Origin of the sequence: Collimonas sp. OK412, from assembly GCF_900112135.1 — a bacterium.
GTDB lineage: Bacteria > Pseudomonadota > Gammaproteobacteria > Burkholderiales > Burkholderiaceae_D > Collimonas > Collimonas rhizosphaerae.
The window spans coordinates 61,814-88,338 of record NZ_FOLC01000008.1; the positions used below are offsets into that span (position 1 = coordinate 61,814).

Consider the following 26,525-nt stretch of genomic DNA (forward strand, 5'->3'; position numbering starts at 1 on the left):
CTATAGCTGTATTGGCAAGTTGAGCCTAATTTCATTATTTTTATCCGAGCATGCATTCTCTATCCGATTACGATTTCGAACTGCCTCCCGAGCTGATCGCGCAAACTCCGTTGCCGCAGCGCAGCGCCTCGCGCCTGCTGCATATCGACGGCGAACAGCTGGTGGACCGCCGTTTCGCCGACATTGTCGACCTCTTGAATCCCGGCGACCTGCTGGTGTTCAACGATACCCGCGTACTCAAGGCGCGCTTCTTCGGCGTCAAGGAAACCGGCGGCAAGGTCGAGGTGCTGGTCGAACGTGTGGTTGACAACCGCACCGTGCACGCCCAGGTGCGCGCCTCGAAATCGCCGCCTGCCGGCACCCGGATCTGCCTGGCCGAAGCGTTCGACGTTGTGGTGGGCGAGCGCGTCGGCGAGTTTTATACGCTGGTGTTCCCGGCCGATGTATTCGAACTGATCGAGGCCCACGGCCGCCTGCCTTTGCCGCCGTATATCGAGCACGATGCCGATGCTTTCGATGAAACCCGTTATCAAACCGTCTACGCCAAGCATGCGGGCGCGGTGGCGGCGCCTACTGCCGGCCTGCATTTCGACCAGGCCTTGCTGCAAAGCTTGCAGCAAAAGGGCATCGGCTTCGCCTATGTCACGTTGCACGTGGGGGCCGGCACGTTCCAGCCGGTGCGCAGCGAGAACCTGGCGGAACACAAGATGCACAGCGAGTGGTACACCATCGCCGAAGCCACCGTCGATGCCGTGCGTGCTGCCAAGGCCGCCGGCGGCAAGGTGGTGGCGGTCGGCACCACCAGCTTGCGGGCGCTGGAATCAGCCTCGCAGTCCGGCGTTTTACAGGCGGGCAGCGCCGACACCGCCTTGTTCATCACTCCCGGTTACGTCTTCAAGACCGTGGATCGCCTGATCACCAATTTCCATCTGCCGAAATCGACCTTGCTGATGCTGGTTTCGGCTTTTGCCGGCTACGACTGCATCCGCGCCGCTTACGCCCATGCCATCGCGCAGCGTTATCGCTTCTTCAGCTATGGCGATGCGATGCTGCTTACCTATAACGTTTGATCCTGATTACTGACTGAAAATCCATGCTTGAATTCACGCTGCTGAAAACCGAAGGAAAGGCCCGCCGCGGCCGCCTGAAGCTAAACCACGGTACGGTCGAAACGCCGATCTTCATGCCGGTCGGCACCTATGGTTCGGTGAAGGCGATGTCGCCGCTGGAGCTGGTGGAGATCGAAGCCCAGATCATCCTCGGCAACACCTTCCATCTTTGGCTGCGGCCTGGCACCGAGGTGCTCGATAAATTCGGCGGCCTGCACAAGTTCATGGCCTGGGACAAGCCGATCCTGACCGATTCCGGCGGCTTCCAGGTGTTTTCACTGGGCGCGATGCGCAAGATTACCGAAGAGGGCGTGAAATTTTCGTCGCCGATCAACGGCGACAAATTGTTCCTTTCGCCCGAGGTCTCGATGCAGATCCAGAAATCGCTCAATTCCGACATCGTGATGCAGTTCGACGAATGCACGCCGTATGAAATCGACGGCCGTCCCGCCACCAGCGAGGAAGCGGCGCAATCGATGCGGATGTCGCTGCGCTGGGCCAAGCGCTCCAAGAACGAATTCGACCAGCTGGAAAATCCGAACGCGCTGTTCGGCATCGTCCAGGGCGGCATGTTTGAAAACCTGCGCGACGAATCGCTGGCCGGCCTTGAAGACGTCGGTTTCCACGGCATCGCCATCGGCGGCCTGTCGGTGGGAGAACCGAAGGAAGAAATGATGCGCGTGCTGGAGCACATCGGCCCGCGCCTGCCGGCCGGCAAGCCGCATTACCTGATGGGCGTCGGCACGCCGGAAGACCTGGTGGCAGGGGTCGAAAACGGGGTCGACATGTTCGATTGCGTGATGCCGACCCGCAACGCCCGCAATGGCTGGCTGTTTACCCGTTTCGGCGACCTGAAGATCAAGAATGCCCGTTACAAGGATGACGAAAAGCCATTGGACGAGACTTGCGGCTGCTACGCTTGCCGCAATTTCTCGCGCGCATACTTGCATCATTTGCATCGTACCGGTGAAATCCTTGGCGCGCGGCTCAATACGATTCACAATCTGCATTACTACCTGGACCTGATGAAGAATATCCGGGCAGCGCTGGATGTCGGGCAGTTCAGCGTATTCGTGACCCGGTTCCACCTGGACCGGGCGCGCGGCGTATAGGATTTACCCTGGAAAAAGTATGCATTTTGCAACTATTTCCGGGCAAACCGGTCTATGAACACCGGCCTGGTCAGCCGACTCCCGCTATAAGGGCGGCGCATCGGGCCGATTTTCCCGGCAATAAATAGCGCCGGGGGGCGGCTGGACGGTTGTATGCCGTTACCCAATGCTAGAATGCTGGGCTATTTTCAAACTATTACCTGGAGCAACTCGTGTCAATTATTTCCAGCGCTTACGCGCAAACTGCACCTGCGGCTACTGCTGCTACCGGTCCACTGGGCCTGAGCGGCAACCTGACCAGCTTTTTGCCGATCATCCTGATGTTCGTCGTGTTGTACTTCCTGATGATCCGTCCGCAAATGAAGCGTCAGAAAGAACAGAAATCCATGATGGAAGCGCTCGCCAAGGGCGATGAAGTAGTGACGGCCGGCGGCATGCTGGGCAAGATCACCAAGGTTGCCGACGCTTACATCACCCTGGAAATCGCCAGCGGCACTGAAGTCGTGGTGCAAAAGGGTTCGGTCACCACATTGCTGCCAAAGGGCACGATCAAGACAGCCCTGTAACCAGGCGCCAGACTGATGGAGCGAGAGCATCCAGGCGGGTGCTCTCTTCAAATGTAAAGTCCGGAATAAAAAAGAGCCTGGCGGCGCAGTGCTACAAGCGCAGCACGGCAAGACATTGCACGCAGGGCATCGGCTGCACCAACCATGCAAGCAAGAGACTCCCTCTGAGACTCACACAGAACGCTGAATCAATATGAATCGCTATCCTCTCTGGAAATATATTCTGATCGTCATCGCGCTGCTGTTCGGCGTGCTGTACACCATACCGAATTTCTTTGGCGAATCGCCTGCGGTACAGGTAAGCAGCGGCAAGTCGACATTGAAGGTCGACAGCGCGCTGGCCGACCGGGTGTCGCAAGTGCTGCAGCAAGGCAATCTGCAGACTGACGGCGTGGCGTTTGAAAACACCGGCGCGCAAGGCACCGTGCGCGCGCGTTTCCACGATACCGACACCCAGTTCAAGGCCAAGGCCCTGCTGGAACAGAACCTGAATACAGATCCTACCGATCCAACCTATGTGGTGGCTTTCAACCTGGTGCCGAATACGCCGCACTGGCTGCAGGCGCTGCATGCCTTCCCGATGTACCTGGGCCTCGACTTGCGCGGCGGCGTGCATTTCCTGATGCAGGTCGATACCAAGGCGGTCATCAACAAGCGTCTGCAAGGCTTGCAAGCCAGCGCCCGCAGCGCTTTGCGCGACAAGGACATCCGTTACAGCGGCATCAACCGCAACGGCGACAGCATCGACATCAGTTTCCGCGACCAGGACACGCTCAACAAGGCGCGCGACCTGCTGGCGCCGCAATTGACGGAAATGCTGATCCAGGTTGCGCCTCCTGTCGCCGGCGGCGACCCGACGCTGACTGCGTCGCTCAAGCCGGAAGCATTGAAGCAGATCGTCGACAACGGCGTCACGCAAAACATCACGACCTTGTCGAAGCGGGTCAATGAGCTGGGCGTGGCCGAACCTATCATCCAGCGCCAGGGCGCTGACCGTATCGTGGTGCAGCTGCCTGGCGTGCAAGACGTCTCGCGCGCCAAGGACATCATCGGCCGCACCGCTACGCTGGAAGTGCGGATGGTGGACGAGTCGGTGACGCGCGGCACGGAAACCACCGCAGCCGTGCCTTTCGGGTCCGAACTGTTCAAGGTCGGCAAGAATGCCCCGGTCGTGCTGTACAAGGAGCCGGTCCTGACCGGCGACTATATTTCCAGCGCAGCCGTGAGCTTTGACCAGAACCAGCAGCCGGCAGTCAGCATCGACCTCAACGGCGATGGCGGCCGCAAGATGCGCGACGCTACCCGCGGCAAGGTCGGCAAGGCGATGGCGATCGTCCTGTTTGAAAAAGGCAAGGGCGAAGTCCTGACCGTGGCTACCATCCAGAGCGAACTGGGCTCGCGCTTCCAGATCACCGGCATGGGCTCTCCTGAAGCGGCCGCCGACCTGGCGCTGCTGCTGCGCGCAGGCTCCCTGGCGGCGCCCATGACCATCATCGAAGAACGCACCATCGGCCCGCAGCTGGGCGCCGAGAATATCAAGAAGGGCTTCGATTCGACCATGTACGGTTTTGCCGTGATCGCCGTATTCATGATCATCTACTACATGCTGTTCGGTTTCTTCAGCGTGCTGGCGCTGTCGGTCAACCTGCTGCTGCTGATCGCCGTGCTGTCGACGCTGCAGGCGACGCTGACCCTGCCGGGCATTGCCGCGATCGCCTTGACGCTGGGTATTGCGATCGACGCCAACGTGCTGGTGAACGAGCGTATTCGTGAAGAGCTGCGCAACGGCAATTCGCCGCAAGCAGCGATCTCGATCGGTTTCGACCGCGCCTGGGCCACGATCCTGGACTCCAACGTGACGACGCTGATCGCCGGCCTGGCATTGCTGATTTTCGGTTCCGGCGCGATCCGCGGTTTTGCGGTGGTGCATTGCCTGGGCATCCTGACTTCGATTTTCTCGGCGGTGTTCGTCTCGCGCGGTTTTGCCAACCTGTGGTACGGCCGCAAGAAGAAGCTGACCAGCCTGTCGATCGGCCAGATCTGGAAGCCGAACGCTTGAGCCGCGGCCAAGCGCAAGCGCATATTGAATAACGTTGCGGCCGCCATTGTGCGGCTGCACAGGCAAGAACCAGTGGTGTGAACCAAAAGGAATGTGATGGAACTTTTCCGTATCAAAAAAGATATTCCGTTCATGCGCCATGCATTGATATTCAATGCGATCTCGGCGCTGACGTTTGTATTGGCCGTATTCTTCCTGTTCTCGAAAGGCTTGCATCTGTCGATCGAGTTTACCGGCGGTACGGTGATCGAAGTCGCCTACAGCAAGCCGGCTAACATCGAGAGCATACGCAAGACGGTCGAGGGGCTCGGTTATACCGATAACCAGGTCACCAATTTCGGTACCGCCCAGGATGTGATGATTCGCCTGCCCGCGAAAAAAGGTGAGAATTCCAATGCCCAAAGCGCTACCGTGCTGAAGGCGTTGCAGCAGCAGGATGCTGACGTGCAGCTCAAGCGCACCGAGTTTGTCGGCCCGCAGGTGGGCGACGAGCTGGCGCATGACGGCCTGATGGCGCTGCTGTTCGTGGTGATCGGCATCGTGATCTACCTGGCGATCCGCTTCGAGTGGAAATACGCGGTGGCGGCGATCATCGCCAACTTGCATGACGTGGTGATCATCCTCGGCTTCTTCGCTTTCTTCCAGTGGGAATTCTCGCTGACCGTGCTGGCGGCGATCCTGGCGGTGCTGGGCTATTCGGTGAATGAATCGGTGGTGGTGTTCGACCGCGTGCGCGAAACCTTCCGCGACCGCCGCTTCGGCAAGCTGGCGGTGGCCGATGTCATGAACCACGCGATCACCAGCACGATTTCCCGCACCATCATCACCCACGGCAGTACCGAAATCATGGTGTTGTCGATGTTCGTGTTCGGCGGCCCGGCGTTGCACTACTTTGCGCTGGCGCTGACCATCGGTATCCTGTTCGGTATCTATTCATCGGTGTTCGTGGCGGCGGCAGTGGCGATGTGGCTGGGCGTCAAGCGCGAAGACATGATCAAGCCGATCAAGGAAAAAGACGAGACTGACGGCGCGGTGGTATAAAGCGTCGCGGCAATAAAAAAAACCAGCCTTCAATTCGGGCTGGTTTTTTTTTGGTCCGACGGAAAGCGGCGTTTTAGATTTTCCTGGCCAGCGATGCCGCATGTCCAATGTAGTTGGACGGCGTCATGGCCAGCAGATGGTCCTTGGCTTCCTGCGGGATTTCCAGCTTGAGGATGAACTCGCGCAATGCATCCTTGGAGATGCCTTTGCCGCGTGTCAGCTCTTTCAGCTGCTCGTAGGGATTTTCAATGCCGTAGCGGCGCATCACGGTTTGCACCGGCTCGGCCAGCACTTCCCAGGTGGCGTCCAGGTCTTCCGCCAGGCGGCCGGGATTGACTTCCAGCTTGTTCAGGCCGCGCAGGCAGCTGTCGTAAGCCAGGATCGCGTAACCGAGGCCGACGCCGATGTTGCGCAGCACGGTGGAATCGGTCAGGTCGCGCTGCCAGCGCGACAGCGGCAGTTTTTCCGACATGTGCTTGAGCACTGCGTTGGCCATGCCCAGGTTGCCTTCCGAATTCTCGAAATCGATAGGGTTGACCTTGTGCGGCATGGTCGACGAGCCGATTTCGCCGGCCTTGGTGCGCTGCTTGAAAAAGCCCAGCGAGATGTAGCCCCAGATATCGCGGTTCAGGTCGAGCAGGATAGTGTTGCTGCGGCTGATCGCATCGAACAGTTCCGCCATGTAGTCATGCGGTTCGATCTGGATAGTGTAGGGATTGAACACCAGGCCCAGCCGTTGTTCGATCACGTTCTTCGAGAAGTTTTCCCAGTCGAAGTCAGGATAGGCCGACAGGTGCGCATTGTAGTTGCCGACCGCGCCGTTCATCTTGCCCAGGATTTCCACGGCGGCGATGCGTTTCACTGCGCGCTGCAGGCGCGCCACGACGTTGGCCATTTCCTTGCCGAGCGTGGTCGGGCTGGCCGGCTGGCCATGGGTGCGCGACATCATCGGCAAATCGGCATTGGCGTGCGCCAGCTCGGTCAGCTTGGCGATCACTTCCTGCAGGGCCGGCAGCAGCACGGTATCGCGCGCGGCTTTCAGCATCATGCCGTGCGAAGTGTTGTTGATGTCTTCCGAGGTGCAGGCGAAGTGGATGAATTCCGAGGCGGCGATCAGCTCCGGCACGTCCTTGACCTGTTCCTTGAGCCAGTATTCGACCGCCTTGACGTCGTGGTTGGTGACGGCTTCGATGGCCTTGATGCGTTCCGCGTCGGCTTCGCTGAAGTCGCTGGCCAGCTTGTCGAGCAGCGCGGTGGCGCTGGCGGAGAAGGGTTTGATCTCGGCGAAGCCCGCAGTCGACAGGGCTTGCAGCCAGGCAATTTCAACCTTGACCCGATGGTGCATGAAACCGGCTTCGGACAGGATCGGGCGCAGCTTGCCGGTTTTGGCGGCGTAGCGGCCATCCAGCGGGGACAGGGCGGAAAGCGTGGAAAGAGACATGATAATGGCGACTATAGAGGTGAATGAAGATAGGGCCGGTACGCCGGTTGTTTCAATTTTGCAAGTGCACAGTGCGCTTAAAAACGACGCCGATTTTGGCAACAACGTTTGTCAACAACGCAAGGCAATAACGGGCCAAACCGAATTTTACCATTTGCAACGTGGTAAATATGCCGCTTTGCGTCCGGGCCGGGCCAGTGATGGACAAAGTCGCTGGGGGCGAATGCTATAATCAGCCAACATTTTTTACCATAAGTGACATATGAAGCTGATCGGTTCCCTCGCTAGTCCTTTCGTCCGCAAGGTACGTGTTGTCATGGCGGAAAAGAAACTGGACTACGAATTCGTGCTGGAAGATGTCTGGGCCGCCGACACCAAGATTCATGCTTCGAATCCCTTGGGCAAGGTGCCTTGCCTGGTGATGGAAGACGGCGGCGCCATGTTCGATTCGCACGTGATCGTCGAATATCTCGATACCTTGACGCCGGTTGGTAAATTAATCCCGATTAACAGCCGCGAACGCTCCGAAGTGAAATGCTGGGAAGCGCTGGCCGACGGCGTGGTGGAAGCCGGCGTGCTGATTCGCCTGGAAGGCACGCAGCGCGCGGAAGGCGAACGCAGCCAGGCCTGGATCGACCGCCAGCAGCGCAAGATCGACGGCGGCCTGAAAGCGATGGCGTCCGGCCTGGCGGAAAAGCCGTTCTGCTCCGGCATCCACTATTCGCTGGCCGACGTGGCCGTCGGTTGCGCCTTGGGCTGGCTCAGTTTCCGCTTCCCGGGAATTACCTGGCGCGAAGACTATCCGACGCTGGCCAAGCTGTACGAGAAACTGTCCGAACGCCAGTCGTTCAAGGACACCGCCCCGCAATAAGCCGTACTACCGAAGCAGGCTGTTCCGTCCGTGTTGCGTTACACGGACGACGCAACAGCGGCTCTCGGCTGCATCTGTTCCCCCGCAAACCTCTTCTCATGCATGACCTCGGCCCCGCCGCGCGCTAATTGCCTGCCTGGCCGGTTTTCTTTGGTGCGAAGAAGGTCGACGGCGATTGCCCGAAAGTTTTCCTGAACATGGCGGAAAATGCCGACTGGCTGGCGTACCCCAGTTCGGCAGCCACCAGCGACAGCGGCATGCCGCGCGCGATCATCGGCGCCGCGTGCGCCAGCCTGATCTGCTGCCGCCACTGGCCGAAGGTCATGCCCAGGTCGCGCTCGAACAGGCGCGCCAAAGTTCTTTCCGAGGCCCCGACCTGGTCTGCCCAGCCCGCCAGCGTCATGCTGGAATCGGGCGTTTCCATCAGGACCTGGCAGATGGCGTGCAAGCGCTTTTCGGTTGGCAGGGAAATGCGTATGCCCTGGGTTTGCGCCGCCGTCAGTTCCTCCAGTATCAATTGGCTGAGCAGGGTTTCCCTGCGGCTGCCGTCGTCGGTTTGCGACAGGGCCGCGATCAATTCGCGCAGCAAGGTCGAGACCTCTAGCACGATGCATTCCTGGCCGTCGAAAGGCGTCGCATCGGCATGGATGTACAAGGCGCGCAGCTGGGATTTTTCCATGGTGGCGATTTCATGCTCCACCAGCGGAGGAATCCAGATCGCCCTTAGCGGCGGCACGATCCAGGTGCTGTTGCCGACGCTCACGCGCAGCACGCCTTCCGCTGCATAGGTGACCTGGCCCCAGGGATGGGAATGTGCGCTCAGCAGCTTGGCGGCGTCAAGGTCGCGCGCCCGCAGGCGTACCGGATGCAGTGCGTCCGGCACGACGTCAAGCAGGCCGATCGTGGTGTGGGTGAGTATTTGGGCAGGCATAGGGAGGAAATGGCAGAAATACGACAAATTATGTCTTTCTATCTTAAAACAGTCTCGGTTTTTTTGCTTACACTGAGGGCTTGCGAATGAAGAAATCTTTTTCGATGCCTAAGCAGGCCGTTTCTTGTTTCATTTGCGCCTTTCATCGTACCTAATTCGCCACTATTCATTTCACCGCCATGCAAACCGCAGCCAAGCAGATTTCTCCCGCCATGGGATCGCACGATGCCGAGAAAACCGGTTTTCGCGTACTGGGCGCCATCAGTTTTGCCCACTTCCTGAATGACATGATCCAGTCGCTGATCTTGTCTATCTATCCGCTGCTGAAGGGAAACTTCAATCTCAGCTTCGCGCAGATCGGCCTGATTACCCTGACTTACCAGATCACCGCCTCCATCCTGCAGCCGCTGGTGGGGCTCTACACCGACAAGCATCCGAAGCCGTATTCGCTGGCGCTGGGCATGGGCTTCACGCTGGTGGGCCTGCTGATCCTGTCGGTCGCGCCCAGCTACGGCATCTTGCTGTTCGCGGCGGCCCTGGTCGGCACCGGCTCGTCGATTTTCCATCCGGAGTCGTCGCGGGTGGCGCGCATGGCTTCCGGCGGCCGCCATGGCCTGGCGCAGTCGATTTTCCAGGTGGGCGGCAATGCCGGCAGCTCCATGGGACCGCTGCTGGCGGCCTGGATCGTGATCCCGCATGGACAGACCAGCATCGCCTGGTTTTCGGCGGCGGCGCTGCTGGCGATCGTGGTGCTGTGGCAGATCGGCAACTGGTACAAGCGCAAGCGCCAGGAAGCGCAGAACAGGCCGGCCAAGGCAAAGCAGCATTACGTGGCGTTGCCGCGCAAGAAAGTGCTGTTTTCGGTAGGCATCTTGCTGATGCTGGTTTTCTCGAAATACTTTTACATGGCCAGCCTGAGCAGCTACTTCACGTTTTACCTGATCGACAAATTCCAGCTGTCGGTGCAGTCGGCGCAGCTGCATTTGTTCATATTCCTGTTTGCGGTGGCGGCCGGCACCGTGCTGGGCGGTCCGATCGGCGACAAGGTCGGCCGCAAGCTGGTGATCTGGGTCTCTATCCTCGGCGTGGCGCCGTTCACCCTGATGCTGCCGTACGCTAACCTGTTCTGGACCGGTGTGCTGACGGTGGTGATCGGCGTGATCCTGGCCTCCGCGTTCTCAGCCATCCTGGTATTCGCCCAGGAGCTGGTGCCGGGCAAGGTCGGCACCGTATCCGGCCTGTTTTTCGGTTTCGCCTTTGGCATGGGCGGCATCGGCGCTGCTGCCTTGGGCAAGCTGGCCGACATGACCAGCATCAGCTTCGTCTACCAGGTCTGTTCTTTCCTGCCGCTGATCGGCCTGCTGGCAGCGTTCCTGCCGAATCTTGAAGGGCACCGGCGCAAAGCTGCTGTCTGATTAGTTGAGGACAGAGTAATTCGTCGCGCTTCGGCGACTCTTAAACTCTGTCCCGCAAATCGTTATCTTTTTTGCTTGGCGACCCATTGTTCCAATGCCTGCAGCGTGTTGCCGACATGCTTGTCCGGATCCATGCTGCTGTATTCATAGATGATGCTGCCGTTGGGAGCGATCACATACGATACGCGGTCTGCATAGCTGGTCTTGGAGAGCAGCACCGAATCATAGGACTTCATGATTTTCTGGTCCTGGTCGGAGGCAACCGCGAATTTGCTGCGGCATTCGCTGACCGAGAATTTGTTGAGGGTATCAATGTTGTCGGCGGATACGCCGATCACGGATGCGCCGAGCGCCTTGTACTTGTCGACTGCATCGGCAAACAGATGTGCCTCGATGGTGCAGCCCTTGGTGAAGGCGGCCGGATAAAAATACAGCACCACCGGCCCTTTTTTCAGTTCATCGGCCAGCGAGTAGCTGAACACCTTGCCGCCGAGAGAAGCCTGGGTAGTAAACGTCGGCGCTTGCTCGCCGGCCTTGAGGGCGGCAACAGCCGGTGCGGCAACAGCGCTGCAAACCAATAAAGCGGCAATCAGTCGTTTCATGAGGACTCCTGGATGAATGATAAGCAGCATCATGCGTCGAGATCGCAGCCTTGTCCAATCACTTGTGATGGCCAAGGCTGCGACGGGGTGTCCGGACACGGCGTTTAATGGCCGCCGTGCCAGCCGCCGCCCCAACCGCGGCCGCCCCAGCCTCGTCCACCCCAGCCGCGCGAATAGCCAAAGCCGATGTCCACGCTAGGCCCCACATATACCGGCGCCGGCGCATAGTAGCCGCCGCCGTAATAACCGCCGTAGCCGCCATAGTACGGATCACCCGCATACGGATAGGCAACGCAGCCGCCCAGCAGCATGGTTGCGCCCAGCAGTGTTGCTCCGATTAATAGTCGCTTTTTCATGAGACCCTCCGTCCCTGGTACTGATGGAAATTGGATATAAGCCTAGCAGATTAGTTCAGGCTGGACAGGGCGATGTGTATCACGCCGGAATCGGCAATTGCGGGAGTATGTCTTGTTAATCGAGGAAGATACTGGGGAGATGAGGGATTTTTATTCCTATACTCCGGCCAGTACCAGTCCGGAGCACAGGATTTGATGTGCTACTTTTACAATCGGTAACCAAATTCACGATGAAAGCGCTCATCGATTTCTGCGCGGCTCGGCGCGTGGTTCTGCGGCCCCAGATGCGCAATCTTGATGCTGCCCAGCAAACTGGAAAGGCGGCCGGTGGTGGCCCAGTCCATGCCGTTGCTCAAGCCATACAGCATACCGGCGCGGAAGGCGTCGCCGCAGCCGGTCGGATCCAGCACCTGTTCGGCTTCGACGCAAGGAATGTCGATCTTGCCGCCGGCGGTGAATATCTCCGCGCCGAGTTCGCCGCGGGTGACGATCAGCGCCGATACCCGTTCGGCGATCTGCGCCAGCGACAAGCCGGTGCGCGAAGCCAGCATTTCGGCTTCGTAGTCGTTCATGGCGATATAGGTCGCGAGTTCGATGAACTGCTTCAGTTCGTCGCCGTTGAACATCGGCATGCCCTGGCCCGGATCGAAGATCAGCGGAATGCCTTGCGCCGCGCAGTCGGCAGCATGCTGCAGCATACCGTCACGGCCGTCGGGAGCGACAATCGCCAGCTTGACCGGACCGGCATCGGCTACCTTGTTCTCGTGCGAGAAAGTCATCGCGCCGGGATGGAAGGCGTTGATCTGGTTATTGTCGGCGTCGGTGGTCACGAAGCATTGCGCGGTATAGATCGACTCGATGGTGCGCACGGTCTTGCGCGAAATGCCTTGGCGGTCGAGGCGCGCCAGGTAGTCGCCGCCGTCGTGGCCGATGGTCGCCATGATTTGCGGATCGCCGCCCAGCAGTTTCAAGTTATAGGCGATATTGCCGGCGCAGCCGCCGAAGTCGCGGCGCAAGGTCGGCACCAGGAAGGAAACGCTGATCTTGTGCAGCTGGTCGGCCAGCAGCGAATCCGAGAAGCGCCCCGGATATTGCATGATGACGTCGAAAGCCAGTGAACCGCAGATAAGAGAGGACATTTTATATTTGCGGGACAGAGTTTAAGAGCCACCGTAGCGTGGCGAATTACTCTGTCCTCAAGTGATTAGATAAAACGGTTAAATTGCAAAGGAAAATAATTGTACTGAGTTTAACACTACGGATAATACAGATACACCCGGTAACCGGACGCCTTCAGCTGCAATAACTCAAAGCCCAGTTTCACCGGCTGTTCCTGATCGCTGGCGAAACCCTGGGCCGGATCGGCCGATGGGCTCAAATAGTCGCGCGGCGTAAATACCCGGCGCGCGATCGCCTTCTCGCTGCCGTCGTTCAAGGTCAGTTCGATATTGGGCCAGGCTTGCACCGTGTCGCTGCGGTTGCGCAGCAGCAGGTTCAGCGAAAACAGATTGCGGGCAGGATCGACCGCCTGCAGTTCATTGGCCTCGATCGAAATGCTGTCGATTCTCATGGGCAGGCCAACGCTGCAGCCGATTTTCGCGCAGGCGCCGACCAGCGCCGGCTTAAGCTGCGGCAGGCGCGCCGCCAGCTGGTCGCGGAAAAAATACGTCGATTGTCCGGCCAGCCCGACCAGCATCAGCGCACCGGCGCCCCACATGGCCCAGCGCAGCGTGCCGCCGATACGTTGCTTGCGCCTTGCGCTCAGGACAAAATCGGGTTCGTCGGCAGCGGCCGGTTCGGGCTCGGCGGTTTTTTCGCGGTTCTTTTTTTTGCTGCTGTCGCCGCTGTCAGCCGCGTTCTGGGAATTTGCGACGGCAGGGGCCTTTTCAGCGCGCCACGGCTTGCGCTGCAATTCATCGATGATGCGGTCCAGTTCATCGATATCATCGGCAGCAGGGCCCGATCCGGCTCTTGCCGCCAGCGTGTCGTCGTCCTGGCCGGCGACGTGCATCAGGGTCATGCGCGCCATCTGCTTGTCTTCCTCATCGTCGACGTGACGATGCCAGACATTGGGTGTTGGCGGATCGCTGGCTGCCTGGCCGGGAACGATGGGGGCGGATGGCTTGATCAGGCCGAACGGCGTGTGGTGCACGTCGGCCGGCGCCGACTGGCTGGTTTCTTCGGCGATGCGCAAATCTTCTTCAAGCCCGTCAATCGCCGCTTCTACCCGGCCTGATGCCGTGGATCTTCCGGGTTCAGGCGTGACGACAGGCGCGATGACAGGCAGCGGGTGGTCTGTGGCAACGGCAACCGCCGGTTCGGGTTCCGGCGTCGGTTCCGGTTCCGGTGCGATGTAAGCCGGCGGCGCGCTATGCTGCGGTTCTGCAACGGGTGTTTTGTCGGCGGCAAAGGTGTGGACCAGGGGCGCAATGGCGTCTGGTTCCGGCGCCGCTACCGGTGCTGCCACTTCGGGCCGCACCAGGTGTTCGATGCCGTTGAAGACTTCGCGGCAGCTGCCGCAGCGAACCAGGCCGCCGCGCAGCTTCAGCTGGTCGTTGGCGACCCGGAAGGTGGTCTGACAATGCGGACATTGGGTCGCGAGCGCCATGGCGTGCCGCTTACTTCAGGGTTCCGGACAGCGCGACCCAGCCGTCCTGCTCTGCCCAGACACTCAAGGGTATCCACTGCGCATAGGCGGCGATGACGTCTTCCGCCTGCTCCGCCAGCACGCCGGACAATGTCAGGCTGCCGCCGGCAGCGATGCGGCTGCACAGCATGGGCGCCATCAGCTTGAGCGGGCCTGACAGGATGTTGGCGACGACGATATCGAATACCTGCACCGCACTGCGGGCGCTGAAATCTTCCGGCAGGTAATAGGCCACGTCGCAATGGTTGCGTTCGCTGTTGTAGCGCGCTGCATCGATGGCGTGCGGGTCGATATCGACGCCGACCACGGTGCAGCCGCTGCCGAGCTTCTTGGCCACCATGGCCAGGATGCCGGAGCCACAGCCGTAATCGAGCAGCGATTGCGGTTTCTGCTGCGGTACATGGATTTCCAGCCATTCCATGCAGAGGCGGGTAGTCGGATGGCTGCCGGTGCCGAAGGCCAGGCCGGGATCGAGTTCCAGGATCAGGCCGTTGGCGTCGGGCCCATCGTGCCCTTTGTGCCAGCTAGGCACCACCCAGATATTCTTGCCGATGTGGATCGGTTCAAACTGCGATTGCGTCAGCCGCACCCAGTCCTGCGCCGCCACCGGCCGCAGCGAGTAGGGCGGGACCGCGACGCCGCATGCCTTGGCGGCGTTGCTGACGATCGCTGCGTGGTCGGCGTCGACTTCAGCCAGGACCACCACCCGGCTACGCTGCCAGGCGGCTTCCTTGGGTTCCATGCCGGGTTCGCCGAACAAGGGCTGCTCGGCGGCCGTTCCCAGGTCGGCATCTTCCACCGAGACCGACAAGGCGCCAGCGTCCATCAACGCATCAGACAGCGTTTCGGCGTCGCTCAGTGCAACTTCAATAACAATTTCGGTCCAGCTCATCAGATGCCTTACTGTGTAATGGAGACTCCCCGGAGGAAATCTTTATTTCTTTGCCGCTTTATCCGTTTCCTTGGCCACTACCGGCCGTTCGGCCAGTTTGTGTTCCAGGTAGTGGATGTTGGTGCCGCCTTCGATGAAACGGGCGTCGATCATCAGCTCGCGATGCAGCTGGATGTTGGTCTGGATCCCTTCGACCACCATTTCCGACAGCGCAATCTGCATGCGCCGGATCGCCTGTTCGCGGGTCGAGCCATATGAGATCACCTTGCCCACCATCGAATCATAATGCGGCGGCACGAAATAGCCTGCGTATGCATGCGAATCGACCCGGATGCCAGGGCCGCCAGGCGCATGCCATGACAGGATCTTGCCTGGCGACGGCGTGAACTTGAACGGGTCTTCGGCGTTGATGCGGCATTCGATCGCGTGGCCGGAGAGCTGGATATCGCGTTGGCGGAAGCGCAGTTTTTCACCGGCTGCAATGCGGATCTGTTCCTGCACGATGTCGATGCCGGTGATCATTTCGGTGATCGGATGTTCAACCTGGACCCGGGTGTTCATTTCGATGAAGTAGAACTCGCCGTTTTCATACAGGAATTCAAACGTGCCGGCGCCGCGGTAATCCATCTTGCGGCAAGCTTCGGCGCAACGGTCGCCGATTTTTTCGATGATCTTGCGCGGGATGCCAGGCGCCGGCGCTTCTTCGATCACTTTCTGGTGGCGGCGCTGCATGGAGCAATCGCGCTCGCCCAGCCAGACCGCGTTCTTGAACTGGTCGGCCAGGATCTGGATTTCCACGTGGCGCGGATTCTCCAGGTACTTCTCCATATACACTTCCGGATTGCCGAACGCGGCGCCGGCTTCGGTCTTGGTCATGGTGACGGCATTGGCCAGCGCTGCTTCGGTATGCACTACGCGCATGCCGCGTCCGCCGCCGCCGCCGGCCGCTTTGATGATGACCGGATAGCCGATCTTGCGGGCAATCTTGACGATTTCCTTCGGATCGTCGGGCAACGCGCCTTCCGAACCTGGAACGCAAGGCACGCCGGCGCGGATCATGGCTTGTTTGGCCGATACTTTATCGCCCATCAGGCGGATGTTCGCCGGCCGCGGGCCGATGAAAACAAAGCCAGACTGTTCAACCCGTTCAGCGAAATCGGCGTTTTCGGACAAGAAGCCGTAGCCTGGATGGATAGCTTCGGCGTCGGTCACTTCAGCAGCGCTGATGATGGCCGGCATGTTGAGATAACTCAGGCTGGACGGCGCCGGGCCGATACAGACCGATTCATCCGCCAGTTTCACATACTTGGCGTCACGGTCTGCCTCTGAATGGACCATCACGGTTTTGATGCCCATTTCACGGCAGGCGCGTTGGATGCGCAAGGCGATTTCGCCGCGGTTGGCGATAAGGATTTTTTCAAACATAGTAATTGGTATATGCGTCGCTAAGAGTTAAGCGTTATCAAGCATTGGGTTGCCAATACGGCCGTCGCTCAAAGGCGGGTGGCGCTGCACTGGAAACCGGAACGGCGGGACCCGGATAAGCGGATGCCGCCGTGCAGGCAACTCGGTAGTTCTCTCGGTACAGGTCTATTAACCAATGATGAACAGCGGTTGGCCGAATTCGACCGGCTGGCCGTTTTCCACCAGGATCTTCTTCACTACGCCAGAAGCGTCGGCTTCGATTTCATTGAGCAGTTTCATCGCTTCGATGATGCACAAGGTGCCGCCTTCCTTGATTTCCGAGCCGACTTCGACAAATGCCGGCGAACCGGGAGCCGAGGAGCGGTAGAAGGTGCCGACCATAGGCGACTTGACGACATGGCCTTCCGGCACGGCAGCCACTTCCACCGGCGCTGCGGCGGCAGCCACCGGCGCCGGCGCGGCAACCTGGTACTGGGCCGGGTGCTGGTGTTGCGGTTGCATCATGACAACCTGGTTTTGCTGGGATGCAGACGACTTGACGATACGGACCTTGCTTTCGCCTTCCGTCACTTCCAGCTCTTCGATGTCTGATTCAGCGACCAAGTCGATCAGCGTTTTGAGTTTTCTCAAATCCATATGCAATCCTTCAGAATATATAAATAATGAAATGCTATTTTTCGTTTTTTTGACAGGCATTCAGCGTCGTTGCAAGGAATCTGCAAAAACGCCGGAGTTACTGCAAATTATCAACTAGATATCAACTAGAGTTTCTTAATGGCAAAATCAACAGCTGCGCGATAGCCATCCACGCCTAAACCGCAAATGACTCCCACAGCGACATCCGATAAATAGGAATGATGTCGAAATGCTTCTCGCTGGTGGATATTCGAGATGTGGACCTCGATAAAACGGATCGCCACGCCAGCCAGTGCGTCGCGCAGGGCGACGCTGGTATGCGTGAGCCCGCCCGGGTTGATCACGATGGCATCGACGCCTTCTGCCTTGGCCGCATGGATGCGGTCTATCAGTGCGCCTTCGTGATTGCTTTGGAAATGCTCAAGCCGGACCCCAGCGGCGGTTGCCTGGGCCCGAGCTGCCTGTTCGACATCGCTCAGCGAGGTCGAACCGTAGACTTCCGGCTCTCTTGTACCCAGCAGATTCAGGTTGGGTCCGTTGAGTAGAAGTATATTTTTTGCCATGGAGATGGTGCTCCGTTTGACGACGATGGCCGCATTTTGCCGTCAAATGACGTTGACTGGCAAGGGGAAATTTGTTTCTGTGAAATTTCGGTCCGGCATTGTTAAATGTTTCTGCAGTAAGTTTTCAGCTTATAGCAATGCCAAGTCTTTTCGCAGTTCATCGAATTTGATGCTGCCCAGGTACATTTTCTTCACCTGGCCGTCGCTGCCGATCAATACCGTGAAAGGCAGGCCGCCGCTCTGGTTGCCAAACTGCCGCAGCAATGCGGTGGCGCCGGTGCCCGCTACGTACAAGGGGTAGGAGATTTTGTATTTATCAGCAAATTTCGCGATATTGTCCGCAGAATCGATGCCGATGCCGACAACCTGTATATTTTTTGCGGCTATTTCAATTTGCAGGGCATTCAGTTCCGGCATCTCTTCCACGCAGGGCGCGCACCAGGTCGCCCAGAAATTGACGACCAGGGGTTTGCCTTTCCACTGCGACAAGCTACTGGCCTTGCCGTTGGCGTCAGGCATCTCCTGGGCCAGCAGGCTGGCTACCGCGGCGCTTTCCGGTGAAGCCGGCGTATGGCGCTGCATGCCAAAATAAACGCCGATCGCGCAAAATAAGATCGCGATCGGCACAAATATCAATATATTTCTTTTCATTAATTTTCTTCTTTGTCGATCAGGGCCAGTACGGTATTCAGGTCAGCCCGTTCAGCGCGTTTCCCGGATGCGGCCCTGATACTACCTCGCAAATCGTCAGTTTCATATAGGGTCAGGTGCAGCCCCTCTTTTTTATACATAAAACTCACAGTTTCCACTGGGTCGTTATTACCGCCGGTTTTAAGCGGCGTACCGGTCGAGACCTCGAATTGCACATTCTTGTTAAAAAGGAAAATTTCCACGTCTTTGGGACTGTCGACAAACAAATGCAGATGGATATCCGAGTGCTCCCCGGCGGTGCCGTTGAGGACCGCGCCGGTAAGATAAGGCTTGAATTGCACCAGTTCAGCCATGATTTCCGCGGCGATCTGGCGTAAATGCAAGAGCCGTGCCGGTTGCGTGTCGGCAAAGAACAGTTCGTTATATATGCGTACTTCTTCTTCGATCTGGGCGTTATCGGGCAGGAAATCGCCACGGATCTTGCCGCCGCCGCGCTTGCTGCCGACACACAGTTCCACCGCTTTGCGCTTCGCGGTGCCATAGTCGGCGCCGTCTTCGGCAATCATGCGGGCTGCCGCGGCGGCAATTTCCGCGCGCAGCTGTTCTAGTTCAGGTGAGAGATTGGATGCCATGAGCGGCATGATAAATCGATTTGCCTGCGCGCGTCCCCTTGCTCCCCGAATACCTGGCTTAAGGCAAATCCGAAACTGCGCCGATTTTTCCGTATTTCACTTTTTCCAAGCCCTGCTAACGGGTGCGGCAGCCGCTCAGGTAAAATCACGGTATTCCTCTTTTCAGCATAGTGAAATTCAAGAATGCATATTCATATCCTTGGCATCTGCGGCACCTTTATGGGCGGTTTGGCGGTGTTGGCCAAACAGGCCGGGCATAAAGTCACCGGCTGCGACGCCAATGTGTACCCGCCGATGAGCACCCAGCTGGAGGCGCAGGGCATCAGCCTGATCCAGGGTTTCGGCGTGGAACAGACCGCCTTGCAGCCGGATCTGTACGTGATCGGCAACGTTGTGGTGCGCGGCAACCCCTTGATGGAAGAAATCCTGAACCGCAGCCTGCCTTACGTCTCGGGGCCGCAATGGATAGGCGAGCACATCCTGCGCGACAAATGGGTGCTGGCGGTGGCCGGTACCCACGGCAAGACCACCACCTCCGCCATGCTGGCCTGGATCCTGGAAGACGCCGGCTACGATCCGGGTTTCCTGATCGGCGGCGTGCCGATGAATTTCGGCATTTCGGCGCGTTTGTCGGGCAAGGGCGGCGCGCCATCGTCGTTTTTCGTGATCGAAGCCGATGAGTACGACACGGCATTTTTCGACAAGCGCAGCAAATTCGTCCATTACCACGCCAGGACGGCGATCCTGAACAACCTGGAATACGACCACGCCGACATTTTCCCCGACCTGGCTGCGATCGAAACCCAGTTCCATCACCTGGTGCGCACCATCCCGGGCATCGGCCGGCTGGTCGTCAATGCCCGCGAACCGGCATTGCAGCGGGTGCTGGACCGCGGCTGCTGGAGCGAAAAGGAATTTTTCGGCGGCGACCGCCAAGGCTGGACGCTGCGCACGCAGGACAACGGCCACTTTGAAGTGGCCCTCGATGGCCAGCCGCAGGGCACGGTGCAGTGGGAATTGAGCGGCGAACATAACCGCATGAACGCCTTGGCCGCGATTGCCGCCGCCCGCCATGTCGGCGTGCCGCCGATCCAGGCCATCAGCGCGTTGTCGCGCTTTGAAAATGTGAAACGCCGCATGGAACTGCGCGGCACCGTGCGCCAGATTGCGGTATATGACGATTTTGCCCATCATCCGACCGCAATCGCCACCACCGTCGCCGGCTTGCGTAAGAAAGCGGGAGCGGCGCGCATCCTGGCGGTGCTGGAGCCGCGCTCGAACACGATGAAGCTGGGCGCCATGAAAGAAGCGCTGCCGGGTAGCCTGGCCGAGGCCGACCTGGTGTTCGGCTACGGCGCCAAGGGTGCCGGCAAGGATGCGCTGGACTGGGACCTGGCCGCCGCACTGCAGCCGCTGGGCGACAAAGCGAGTACTTACCATGAGCTTGACCAGCTGGTGGCGGCGATCGCCAAGGCCGCCAGGCCGGGCGACCAGGTGCTGGTGATGAGCAACGGCGGTTTCGGCGGCGTGCATCAAAAGATTCTTGCCGCTTTGTCTTCACTCTCGCCTGGTCCGCAATGATCCTGTACCTGCACGGCTTCCGTTCTTCGCCGCAATCGTTCAAGGCGCGCCTGCTGGCTGAACGCATGCAGCAGCTGGGACGGGCGGCCGAATACCAGTGCCCGCAGCTGCCGGCCTCGCCGGCCGCCGCAATCGCCATGGCGCAAGACTGCATCAAGGATTGCGATCCTGCCGCACTGACCCTGGTCGGCTCCTCGCTCGGCGGTTATTACGCCACCTGGCTGGCCGAGCGGGCCGGCTGCCGCGCGGTGCTGCTGAATCCGGCGGTCAAGCCGCCGCGCGACCTGGAAAAATATGTCGGCGTCAGCACCCAATACCATTCCGACCAGCCATTTGAATTCAAGCGCGAGTACATCGCTGAGTTGCAGGCTTTGCAGATAAACCGCATCACCAGGCCGGAGCGTTATTTCCTGATCGCCGCCACCGGCGACGAAGTCCTGGACTGGCGCGAAATGGTCGGCCATTATCCGCAGGCCAGGCAGCAGGTGATTCAAGGCAGCGACCACGGCATCAGCGAATTCACCGAATATGCCGGTGCGGTGCTGGCATTTTGCGGAATCGACGCCGCTGCTGGACCTGCGCCGGCAGCGAGGACCTGATGCCGCGTTCCCGCACCTGCGCCCAATGGCATGACCATGCCAATGGCGTCCATCCCTCCGATAATTTGCGCGACTGGCTGACTGACCGCGTCTCGCTGACCTACAAGCTGATGGCCCATTGCCAGCAGTTCCGGGTCCAGCGCCTGCGCCAGCAGCGAGCGCTTTGCCTGGCCGACGAGTGGCAAAGGATCGCGTTGCCGCGCCGCCTGCAGGTGCAGGAGCGGGATGTCCTGCTGCGTTGCGACGACCGCCCGATGGTGCTGGGGCATACCGTGGTGGCGCTCGATGCAACCACTACCGAATGGCCGTTCTTCAGTACGCTGGGCGAGCGCTCGCTAGGGACCACGCTGTTCGGCGACCCGCTGGTGGCGCGCGGACAGCTGCAGTTCGCCCGGCTCTATCACGATCATCCGCTGGTGCGGCGCATGTGCGCCGCTACCGGCGTCGACGGTTTTACCTATCCGCTGTGGGCCAGGCGTTCCACCTTCCGCCGTAAGACCGGCGTGATGCTGGTGACAGAAGTATTTTTCCCCGAGATCGAACAATTGCGGAGGGTGCGGCCGGATCCGAAGGCGATGCCGTCTCCGGCTGCTCCCGGTCTTTCCTCGCAGATTGTTCCAACCTTTCAACAAACTTCATTTGACGCTGCAACAGAGCTGGCAGCGGTATCATCAGAAATCCACACGTAAAGCATGCAATGAATCTATTTTTTGAAGAGTCCGGCGACTTTAAAGCAGGTGTCGTACTGTCGCAGCAAGGCGAGGCCTACCAGGTCGAACTGCCGTCGGGCAAACGCAGCAAGGTCAAGTCCAAGGATGTGCTGCTGCAATTCACCGCGCCGACGCCGCAACAGCTGCTGGAAGAAGCGCAGCAGCTGGCGCAGGGGATAGAGCTCGATTTCCTGTGGGAAGTCGCGGGCCAGGAAGAATTCGGTTTTGCCGAACTGGGCGCGGAATATTTCGGCCATGCGCCATTGCCGGCCGAAGCTGCGGGTTTGCTGCTGGGCCTGCACACGGCGCCGATTTATTTTTATAAAAAGGGCAAGGGCCGCTACAAGGCGGCGCCGGAAGCGTCGCTGAAAGCGGCCCAGGCCGGCATCGAAAAGAAACGGCAGCAAGCCTTGATCCAGGCCGAATACGTTGCCCAGCTGAAGGCTGGGCAACTGCCCGAGGTGATGAAGCCGCTGGCGCTGCAGCTGCTGTTCAAGCCAGACAAGAACAGTATCGAATACAAGGCGCTGGAAGCCGCCTGCAACGAATTGCAGACATCGCCGCAGCGCTTGATGCTGACGGTGGGCGGCATCGCTTCGCCGAAGCAGCTGCATCTGTCCAGGTTCCTGCTGGAATTTTTCCCGAAAGGTTCCGGCTTTCCCAAGATCGCCATTCCTGCGGTGGCGGAGCTGCCGCTGGCGCCGGTGCAGGCTTTTTCCATTGACGATGTAACCACTACCGAAATCGACGACGCCTTGTCGGTGCAGACGCTGGCGGACGGCAAGGTGCGTGTCGGCATCCATATCGCCGCCCCGGGCCTGGGCATCAAGCGCGGCGATGCGCTGGATGCGATCGCGCGCCAGCGCATGTCGACCGTGTATATGCCCGGCGACAAGATCACCATGCTGCCGGACGAACTGGTGGAAGCCTTCACCCTGGCCGAAGGCAAGAACTGCCCTGCGCTGTCCCTGTACGCCACGCTTGATCCCGCCGACTGGAGCGTGGTCAGCACCGAGACCAAGGCCGAACTGGTGCCGATTTCAGCTAACCTGCGCCACAACACGCTGGACGAGCTGGTGACCGAGGAAAATCTCGCCAACGACGCCGGCGAGTATCCGCACAAGGCCGATATCGCCTTGTTGTGGAAATGGATACAGGTCCTGGAACAGGGCCGCATGGCCAAGCGCGAAAGTTTCGGTTTGCGGCCTGAGCAGAACAACCGTGTCGATTTCAATTTCTATGTGGAAGACGATGTGGTCACCATTGCGCGCCGCAAGCGCGGTGCGCCGCTCGACAAGATCGTGGCGGAACTGATGATCTTCGCCAACAGCAGCTGGGGCAAGCTGATGTCCGACCACGGCGTGCCCGGCATCTACCGCGCGCAGGGCGGCGGCAGCGGCGGCTGGGCCGCCAAGATGCAGGTGCGCATGGTCACCCACGCAGCGCCGCACCAAGGGCTGGGAGTCGACCAGTACGCCTGGAGCACCTCGCCGCTGCGCCGGTATACCGACCTGGTCAACCAGTGGCAGATCCTGGCTTGCGTCGAAGGCGGGGTTGCCGCGCCGCTGGTAGCGCCATTCAAGCCGCGTGACGCCGACCTGTTCGCCATCGTGTCCGGTTTCGACGCTGCTTATTCCGGTTATGGCGACTTCCAGTCGAACATGGAGCGATACTGGTGCTTGCGCTGGCTGGCCCAAGAACAGGCGCAGCATGGAACGCGCCAGGTCGACGCGGCGGTGCTGAAAGACGAAATCCTGCGCTTGGCGGAAATCCCGCTGATCATCAAATTGCCTGGCATGCAACAGCTGGCGCGCGGCACCCAGGTCAAGCTCGACATCATGCGCTGGGACGAGGTCGAGCTGACGGTCGAGGCGCGCTTGCTGGAAGTCTGTGCGGCGCCAAGCGCCGAGGCCCAGCAGCTGGAGCCGGAGGACGAAGAGGAAATTTCCGAAGAACTGGATGCGGCCATGGACATGCCGCATGAGATAGTTGACGTGCCGCCGGAGGATCCGGCCGGTGATACGGCCGCCGAACCCGGAAGCGCCATCGAGGAGATCAAGCCACTCGCGGAATGAACCCAAGTGTAGTGTTTCGCACATAATGGCAAGCGAAGAAAGCCACCGTAAATTTCCCGTGGGCATCTCTCTTTGTCGTAGAATCCCTCTCTTTTATAGCGACTTTTAGCTCACGCGTGAAATCCTTTTTCCAAAATCGAATCCTGGTCGGCGCCATTGCGGCGTCGGTGTTGGCGCATGCGGGCTTGCTGGCGGTGCGCTTTGCCGCGCCGGAAGCGTTCAGGTTGAAACCTACCGACCCGTTGCTGGAAGTGATCCTGGTCAATGCCAAGCACAATACCAAGCCGGTCAAGGCGGAGGCGCTGGCGCAAGCCAACCTGGACGGCGGCGGCAACGCCGATGCCGGCCGCGCCAAATCGCCGCTGCCCGATATGCGCAAGTCGGAAGACGGCGACAACGTGCAAGCCACCAAGCACCGCATCGAGCAGCTGGAACAGCAGCAGCAACAGATGCTGGCCCAGATGCGCAAGGAAACGCCGCTGCGGATGCCGGCCATGGACGTCAACGACAAGGCCAGCGACAGCACGCCGCAGCCTAACGGCAACGACCTGGTCGAAAGCGCCAAGGCGATCGCCCGCAAGGAAGCGGAAATCGCCAAGAATATCGACGATTACAACAAGCGGCCGAAAAAGACGCAGATCACGCCAAGCACGCGCGCCGTCGGCTACGCCGCCTACTACAAGTCGTTCCAGGACAAGGTCGAAAAACTGGGCACGCTGAATTTCCCGAAAAAGAACGGCAGGAACCTGTACGGACGGCTGGTGGTGTACATCCCGATTTACCAGGACGGCTCGCTCTATACCAGGGAGGGCGGTCCCAGGATCGAGCGCAGCTCCGGCAATCCCGAGCTCGACCGCGCCACCCTGAAAATCATTGAACGCTCGGCTCCGTTCGGACGCTTCCCGGAGAACATGCGCAGCAGCGGCAAGGACGATGTGTGGGAAGTGATCTCCACCTTCGAATTCACCCGCGAAGGCTTGCTCGAAGCGCAATTGATGGGAGGGGCTAACCAATGACCGCTGCTTACGTGGTGATCGGCAATCCGGTCGCGCACAGCAAGTCGCCCGACATCCACGCACGCTTTGCCGCCGACACCGCCCAGGACATGCGTTACGGACGCTTGCTGGCGCCGCTCGATGGATTTGCGGCAGCGGTGCAGGAGTTCATCGCGCAAGGCGGCCGCGGCGCCAACGTCACCGTGCCGTTCAAGCTGGAAGCGTATGCGCTGGCCACGGCCCTGACCCCTCGGGCACAGGCTGCCGGCGCCGTGAATACCTTGAAATTCGACGACGGCGCAATACTCGGCGATAACACCGACGGCGTTGGCCTGGTCACCGATATCGTGCGCAATGCCGGCTTTGAACTGGCGCATAAAAAAATCCTGCTGCTGGGAGCCGGCGGCGCGGCGCGCGGCGTCTTGCTGCCGCTGCTGGAGCGCCAGCCGGCGCAGCTGACGATTGCCAACCGCACCGCGGCCAAGGCGCGGCAGCTGGTGCAGCAGTTCCAGCAACAGCGCGGCGGTTGCCTGTTGAACGCCTGCGGGTTTGCCGAAGCAACGCAGCAGTACGATCTCGTGATCAACGCCACCTCCGCCAGCCTGCAGGCAGAGCTGCCGCCGCTGGCCGCCAGCGTATTCGGCCCGGCCACGCTGGCCTACGACATGATGTACGGCGCCCAGCCGACCATTTTCATGCAGTTCGCTGCCAGCCACGGCGCCCGGGTGCGCGACGGCCTGGGCATGCTGGTGGAGCAGGCGGCCGAATCGTTTTTTGTCTGGCGCGGGGTGCGGCCGCATACCGATGAATTATTTGCCGCCTTGCGCGCGCAGCTTTAAGCATTGTTCAGTTAATTATTTGCAGGGAACCGGGATGAAGTCAGTCGGCAAGCTTGTGTTGCGCTTATGTATGCTGCTGATCGCGGCTGTCCTGCTGCTGCAGCTGTATTTTTTCCTGCAGATCGGGTGGTGGGTCGATCACAATCCCAGTTCTACCAGCTTCATGCGGCATCGCTTGTCGGAGTTGCATGAAACCGTGCCGGACGCCCAGCTGCAATTCAAGTGGGTGCCGTACTCGCGCATTTCGAATAACCTGAAGCGCGCCATCATCGCCTCGGAAGATGCCAATTTCTCGGAGCACGACGGCGTCGACTGGGATGCCCTGCAGCAGGCTTACGAAAAAAATACCAAGAAGGGCAAGGTTGTGCGCGGCGGCTCCACCATCACCCAGCAGCTGGCGAAAAACCTGTTCTTGTCCGGCGAGCGCAGTTACCTGCGCAAAGGGCAGGAACTGGTCATCACCTACATGCTTGAGTTCTGGATGGACAAGGAACGCATTTTCGAAATCTACCTGAACGTGGTGGAGTGGGGCAACGGCGTGTTCGGCGCCGAAGCCGCGGCCCAGCATTATTTCAAGACTTCTGCCAGCAACCTCGGCGCCAGCCAGGCCGCGCGGCTCGCGGTGATGCTGCCGAAGCCGCGCTTTTACGACAAGAATCGCGGCTCGGCATATCTGTCGCAACGCACCGGCCTGATTTTGCGGCGCATGGGCTCGGCTGAATTGCCTTAACTTAATATACGCGCTGCCAGAAATTGTTTGATTTGCAGCGAACCGCC

The 26,525-nt window shown here is 59.7% G+C and carries 27 protein-coding genes; 15 read left to right on the plus strand and 12 right to left on the minus strand.

Annotation, left to right across the window (positions count from 1 at the left end; all coding sequences use genetic code 11):
- Positions 1-50: 50 nt before the first annotated feature.
- The 5 genes from queA (at position 51) to secF (ending at position 5,887) form a co-directional block, all read left to right on the plus strand.
- Complete coding sequence (queA, locus tag BM062_RS10755; RefSeq protein WP_092396638.1) at positions 51-1,070, plus strand: tRNA preQ1(34) S-adenosylmethionine ribosyltransferase-isomerase QueA; 1,020 nt, start codon at positions 51-53, stop codon at positions 1,068-1,070.
- 23 nt (positions 1,071-1,093) lie between these two features.
- Positions 1,094-2,221 carry a tRNA guanosine(34) transglycosylase Tgt gene (gene tgt / locus BM062_RS10760; RefSeq protein WP_092396640.1) on the plus strand — a complete coding sequence of 376 codons (1,128 nt, stop codon included), beginning with the start codon at positions 1,094-1,096 and terminating at the stop codon, positions 2,219-2,221.
- 212 nt (positions 2,222-2,433) lie between these two features.
- On the plus strand, positions 2,434-2,787 hold the full coding sequence (yajC, locus tag BM062_RS10765) for a preprotein translocase subunit YajC (RefSeq protein WP_092396642.1): 354 nt from the start codon (positions 2,434-2,436) through the stop codon (positions 2,785-2,787).
- 193 nt (positions 2,788-2,980) lie between these two features.
- Entirely contained in the window at positions 2,981-4,846 is a 1,866-nt protein-coding gene (secD, locus tag BM062_RS10770; RefSeq protein ID WP_092396644.1) for a protein translocase subunit SecD, read from the plus strand.
- A gap of 96 nt (positions 4,847-4,942) precedes the next feature.
- Positions 4,943-5,887 (plus strand): protein translocase subunit SecF, encoded by a 945-nt coding sequence (gene secF, locus BM062_RS10775; protein WP_092396646.1) that lies wholly within the window; start codon positions 4,943-4,945, stop codon positions 5,885-5,887.
- Between the two features lie 73 nt (positions 5,888-5,960).
- Here secF and purB read toward each other — a convergent pair whose 3' ends face one another.
- Positions 5,961-7,328: an adenylosuccinate lyase gene (gene purB / locus BM062_RS10780; RefSeq protein ID WP_092396648.1), complete on the minus strand. Its 1,368-nt coding sequence runs from the start codon at positions 7,326-7,328 to the stop codon at positions 5,961-5,963.
- Between purB and BM062_RS10785 the strand changes: the two genes are divergently transcribed.
- The gene (locus tag BM062_RS10785) at positions 7,327-7,560 is read left to right on the plus strand and encodes a hypothetical protein (protein WP_092396650.1); all 234 of its coding nucleotides are present in this window, start codon (positions 7,327-7,329) and stop codon (positions 7,558-7,560) included. The two genes, purB and BM062_RS10785, sit on opposite strands and share 2 nt — an antisense overlap.
- Positions 7,561-7,590: 30 nt before the next feature.
- A complete protein-coding gene (locus tag BM062_RS10790) occupies positions 7,591-8,199 on the plus strand; it encodes a glutathione S-transferase N-terminal domain-containing protein (protein WP_092396652.1) in 609 nt (202 codons plus the stop codon).
- A 124-nt stretch (positions 8,200-8,323) separates the two neighbouring features.
- Here BM062_RS10790 and BM062_RS10795 read toward each other — a convergent pair whose 3' ends face one another.
- Positions 8,324-9,130 carry an AraC family transcriptional regulator gene (locus BM062_RS10795; protein ID WP_254785035.1) on the minus strand — a complete coding sequence of 269 codons (807 nt, stop codon included), beginning with the start codon at positions 9,128-9,130 and terminating at the stop codon, positions 8,324-8,326.
- A 212-nt stretch (positions 9,131-9,342) separates the two neighbouring features.
- Here BM062_RS10795 and BM062_RS10800 point away from each other — a divergent pair, with 212 nt between their 5' ends.
- Entirely contained in the window at positions 9,343-10,545 is a 1,203-nt protein-coding gene (locus BM062_RS10800) for an MFS transporter (protein WP_371326579.1), read from the plus strand.
- A gap of 62 nt (positions 10,546-10,607) precedes the next feature.
- On the opposite strand, the gene BM062_RS10805 is transcribed toward BM062_RS10800, so the two are convergent.
- The 10 genes from BM062_RS10805 to BM062_RS10850 all read right to left on the minus strand — a co-directional run bounded on the left by BM062_RS10805 (position 10,608) and on the right by BM062_RS10850 (position 18,958).
- Positions 10,608-11,147 (minus strand): peroxiredoxin, encoded by a 540-nt coding sequence (locus tag BM062_RS10805; protein ID WP_092396658.1) that lies wholly within the window; start codon positions 11,145-11,147, stop codon positions 10,608-10,610.
- A gap of 104 nt (positions 11,148-11,251) precedes the next feature.
- A complete protein-coding gene (locus BM062_RS10810) occupies positions 11,252-11,503 on the minus strand; it encodes a hypothetical protein (protein WP_092396660.1) in 252 nt (83 codons plus the stop codon).
- 206 nt (positions 11,504-11,709) lie between these two features.
- Complete coding sequence (locus BM062_RS10815; RefSeq protein WP_092396662.1) at positions 11,710-12,642, minus strand: carbohydrate kinase family protein; 933 nt, start codon at positions 12,640-12,642, stop codon at positions 11,710-11,712.
- A gap of 116 nt (positions 12,643-12,758) precedes the next feature.
- On the minus strand, positions 12,759-14,111 hold the full coding sequence (locus BM062_RS10820) for a DUF3426 domain-containing protein (RefSeq protein WP_092396664.1): 1,353 nt from the start codon (positions 14,109-14,111) through the stop codon (positions 12,759-12,761).
- 10 nt (positions 14,112-14,121) lie between these two features.
- Complete coding sequence (gene prmA, locus BM062_RS10825; RefSeq protein ID WP_092396666.1) at positions 14,122-15,042, minus strand: 50S ribosomal protein L11 methyltransferase; 921 nt, start codon at positions 15,040-15,042, stop codon at positions 14,122-14,124.
- A 42-nt stretch (positions 15,043-15,084) separates the two neighbouring features.
- Positions 15,085-16,467 carry an acetyl-CoA carboxylase biotin carboxylase subunit gene (gene accC / locus BM062_RS10830; protein WP_092396668.1) on the minus strand — a complete coding sequence of 461 codons (1,383 nt, stop codon included), beginning with the start codon at positions 16,465-16,467 and terminating at the stop codon, positions 15,085-15,087.
- A 168-nt stretch (positions 16,468-16,635) separates the two neighbouring features.
- A complete protein-coding gene (accB, locus tag BM062_RS10835; protein ID WP_092396864.1) occupies positions 16,636-17,103 on the minus strand; it encodes an acetyl-CoA carboxylase biotin carboxyl carrier protein in 468 nt (155 codons plus the stop codon).
- Between the two features lie 125 nt (positions 17,104-17,228).
- Positions 17,229-17,666, minus strand: a complete 438-nt coding sequence (aroQ, locus tag BM062_RS10840; RefSeq protein WP_092396670.1) for a type II 3-dehydroquinate dehydratase — start codon at positions 17,664-17,666, stop codon at positions 17,229-17,231.
- 129 nt (positions 17,667-17,795) lie between these two features.
- Entirely contained in the window at positions 17,796-18,317 is a 522-nt protein-coding gene (locus BM062_RS10845) for a TlpA family protein disulfide reductase (RefSeq protein ID WP_092396672.1), read from the minus strand.
- On the minus strand, positions 18,317-18,958 hold the full coding sequence (locus BM062_RS10850; protein ID WP_092396674.1) for a hypothetical protein: 642 nt from the start codon (positions 18,956-18,958) through the stop codon (positions 18,317-18,319). The genes BM062_RS10845 and BM062_RS10850 overlap by 1 nt, the downstream gene beginning before the upstream one ends.
- Positions 18,959-19,132: 174 nt before the next feature.
- Between BM062_RS10850 and mpl the strand changes: the two genes are divergently transcribed.
- The 7 genes from mpl (at position 19,133) to mtgA (ending at position 26,478) form a co-directional block, all read left to right on the plus strand.
- Positions 19,133-20,530, plus strand: a complete 1,398-nt coding sequence (gene mpl / locus BM062_RS10855; protein ID WP_092396676.1) for a UDP-N-acetylmuramate:L-alanyl-gamma-D-glutamyl-meso-diaminopimelate ligase — start codon at positions 19,133-19,135, stop codon at positions 20,528-20,530.
- On the plus strand, positions 20,527-21,129 hold the full coding sequence (locus BM062_RS10860) for a YqiA/YcfP family alpha/beta fold hydrolase (protein ID WP_092396678.1): 603 nt from the start codon (positions 20,527-20,529) through the stop codon (positions 21,127-21,129). Before mpl ends, BM062_RS10860 begins: the two co-directional genes overlap by 4 nt.
- A complete protein-coding gene (locus BM062_RS10865) occupies positions 21,129-21,818 on the plus strand; it encodes a chorismate--pyruvate lyase family protein (RefSeq protein ID WP_092396680.1) in 690 nt (229 codons plus the stop codon). The genes BM062_RS10860 and BM062_RS10865 overlap by 1 nt, the downstream gene beginning before the upstream one ends.
- An 8-nt stretch (positions 21,819-21,826) precedes the next feature.
- Positions 21,827-23,914 (plus strand): ribonuclease catalytic domain-containing protein, encoded by a 2,088-nt coding sequence (locus BM062_RS10870; RefSeq protein WP_092396682.1) that lies wholly within the window; start codon positions 21,827-21,829, stop codon positions 23,912-23,914.
- 116 nt (positions 23,915-24,030) lie between these two features.
- Positions 24,031-24,930 (plus strand): TonB C-terminal domain-containing protein, encoded by a 900-nt coding sequence (locus tag BM062_RS10875; RefSeq protein ID WP_092396684.1) that lies wholly within the window; start codon positions 24,031-24,033, stop codon positions 24,928-24,930.
- A complete protein-coding gene (aroE, locus tag BM062_RS10880; RefSeq protein WP_092396686.1) occupies positions 24,927-25,748 on the plus strand; it encodes a shikimate dehydrogenase in 822 nt (273 codons plus the stop codon). The genes BM062_RS10875 and aroE overlap by 4 nt, the downstream gene beginning before the upstream one ends.
- A 34-nt stretch (positions 25,749-25,782) precedes the next feature.
- On the plus strand, positions 25,783-26,478 hold the full coding sequence (gene mtgA / locus BM062_RS10885; protein ID WP_092396688.1) for a monofunctional biosynthetic peptidoglycan transglycosylase: 696 nt from the start codon (positions 25,783-25,785) through the stop codon (positions 26,476-26,478).
- The last annotated feature ends 47 nt before the right edge of the window (positions 26,479-26,525 follow it).

Coding starts and splice junctions, on each gene's coding strand:
- queA (WP_092396638.1), top strand. CDS start 51: ATGCATTCTCTATCCGATTACGATTTCGAACTGCCTCCCGAGCTGATC.
- tgt (WP_092396640.1), top strand. CDS start 1,094: ATGCTTGAATTCACGCTGCTGAAAACCGAAGGAAAGGCCCGCCGCGGC.
- secD (WP_092396644.1), top strand. CDS start 2,981: ATGAATCGCTATCCTCTCTGGAAATATATTCTGATCGTCATCGCGCTG.
- secF (WP_092396646.1), top strand. CDS start 4,943: ATGGAACTTTTCCGTATCAAAAAAGATATTCCGTTCATGCGCCATGCA.
- BM062_RS10785 (WP_092396650.1), top strand. CDS start 7,327: ATGATAATGGCGACTATAGAGGTGAATGAAGATAGGGCCGGTACGCCG.
- purB (WP_092396648.1), bottom strand. CDS start 7,328: ATGTCTCTTTCCACGCTTTCCGCCCTGTCCCCGCTGGATGGCCGCTAC.
- BM062_RS10790 (WP_092396652.1), top strand. CDS start 7,591: ATGAAGCTGATCGGTTCCCTCGCTAGTCCTTTCGTCCGCAAGGTACGT.
- BM062_RS10795 (WP_254785035.1), bottom strand. CDS start 9,130: ATGCCTGCCCAAATACTCACCCACACCACGATCGGCCTGCTTGACGTC.
- BM062_RS10800 (WP_371326579.1), top strand. CDS start 9,343: ATGGGATCGCACGATGCCGAGAAAACCGGTTTTCGCGTACTGGGCGCC.
- BM062_RS10805 (WP_092396658.1), bottom strand. CDS start 11,147: ATGAAACGACTGATTGCCGCTTTATTGGTTTGCAGCGCTGTTGCCGCA.
- BM062_RS10810 (WP_092396660.1), bottom strand. CDS start 11,503: ATGAAAAAGCGACTATTAATCGGAGCAACACTGCTGGGCGCAACCATG.
- BM062_RS10815 (WP_092396662.1), bottom strand. CDS start 12,642: ATGTCCTCTCTTATCTGCGGTTCACTGGCTTTCGACGTCATCATGCAA.
- BM062_RS10820 (WP_092396664.1), bottom strand. CDS start 14,111: ATGGCGCTCGCGACCCAATGTCCGCATTGTCAGACCACCTTCCGGGTC.
- prmA (WP_092396666.1), bottom strand. CDS start 15,042: ATGAGCTGGACCGAAATTGTTATTGAAGTTGCACTGAGCGACGCCGAA.
- accC (WP_092396668.1), bottom strand. CDS start 16,467: ATGTTTGAAAAAATCCTTATCGCCAACCGCGGCGAAATCGCCTTGCGC.
- accB (WP_092396864.1), bottom strand. CDS start 17,103: ATGGATTTGAGAAAACTCAAAACGCTGATCGACTTGGTCGCTGAATCA.
- aroQ (WP_092396670.1), bottom strand. CDS start 17,666: ATGGCAAAAAATATACTTCTACTCAACGGACCCAACCTGAATCTGCTG.
- BM062_RS10845 (WP_092396672.1), bottom strand. CDS start 18,317: ATGAAAAGAAATATATTGATATTTGTGCCGATCGCGATCTTATTTTGC.
- BM062_RS10850 (WP_092396674.1), bottom strand. CDS start 18,958: ATGCCGCTCATGGCATCCAATCTCTCACCTGAACTAGAACAGCTGCGC.
- mpl (WP_092396676.1), top strand. CDS start 19,133: ATGCATATTCATATCCTTGGCATCTGCGGCACCTTTATGGGCGGTTTG.
- BM062_RS10860 (WP_092396678.1), top strand. CDS start 20,527: ATGATCCTGTACCTGCACGGCTTCCGTTCTTCGCCGCAATCGTTCAAG.
- BM062_RS10865 (WP_092396680.1), top strand. CDS start 21,129: ATGCCGCGTTCCCGCACCTGCGCCCAATGGCATGACCATGCCAATGGC.
- BM062_RS10870 (WP_092396682.1), top strand. CDS start 21,827: ATGAATCTATTTTTTGAAGAGTCCGGCGACTTTAAAGCAGGTGTCGTA.
- aroE (WP_092396686.1), top strand. CDS start 24,927: ATGACCGCTGCTTACGTGGTGATCGGCAATCCGGTCGCGCACAGCAAG.
- mtgA (WP_092396688.1), top strand. CDS start 25,783: ATGAAGTCAGTCGGCAAGCTTGTGTTGCGCTTATGTATGCTGCTGATC.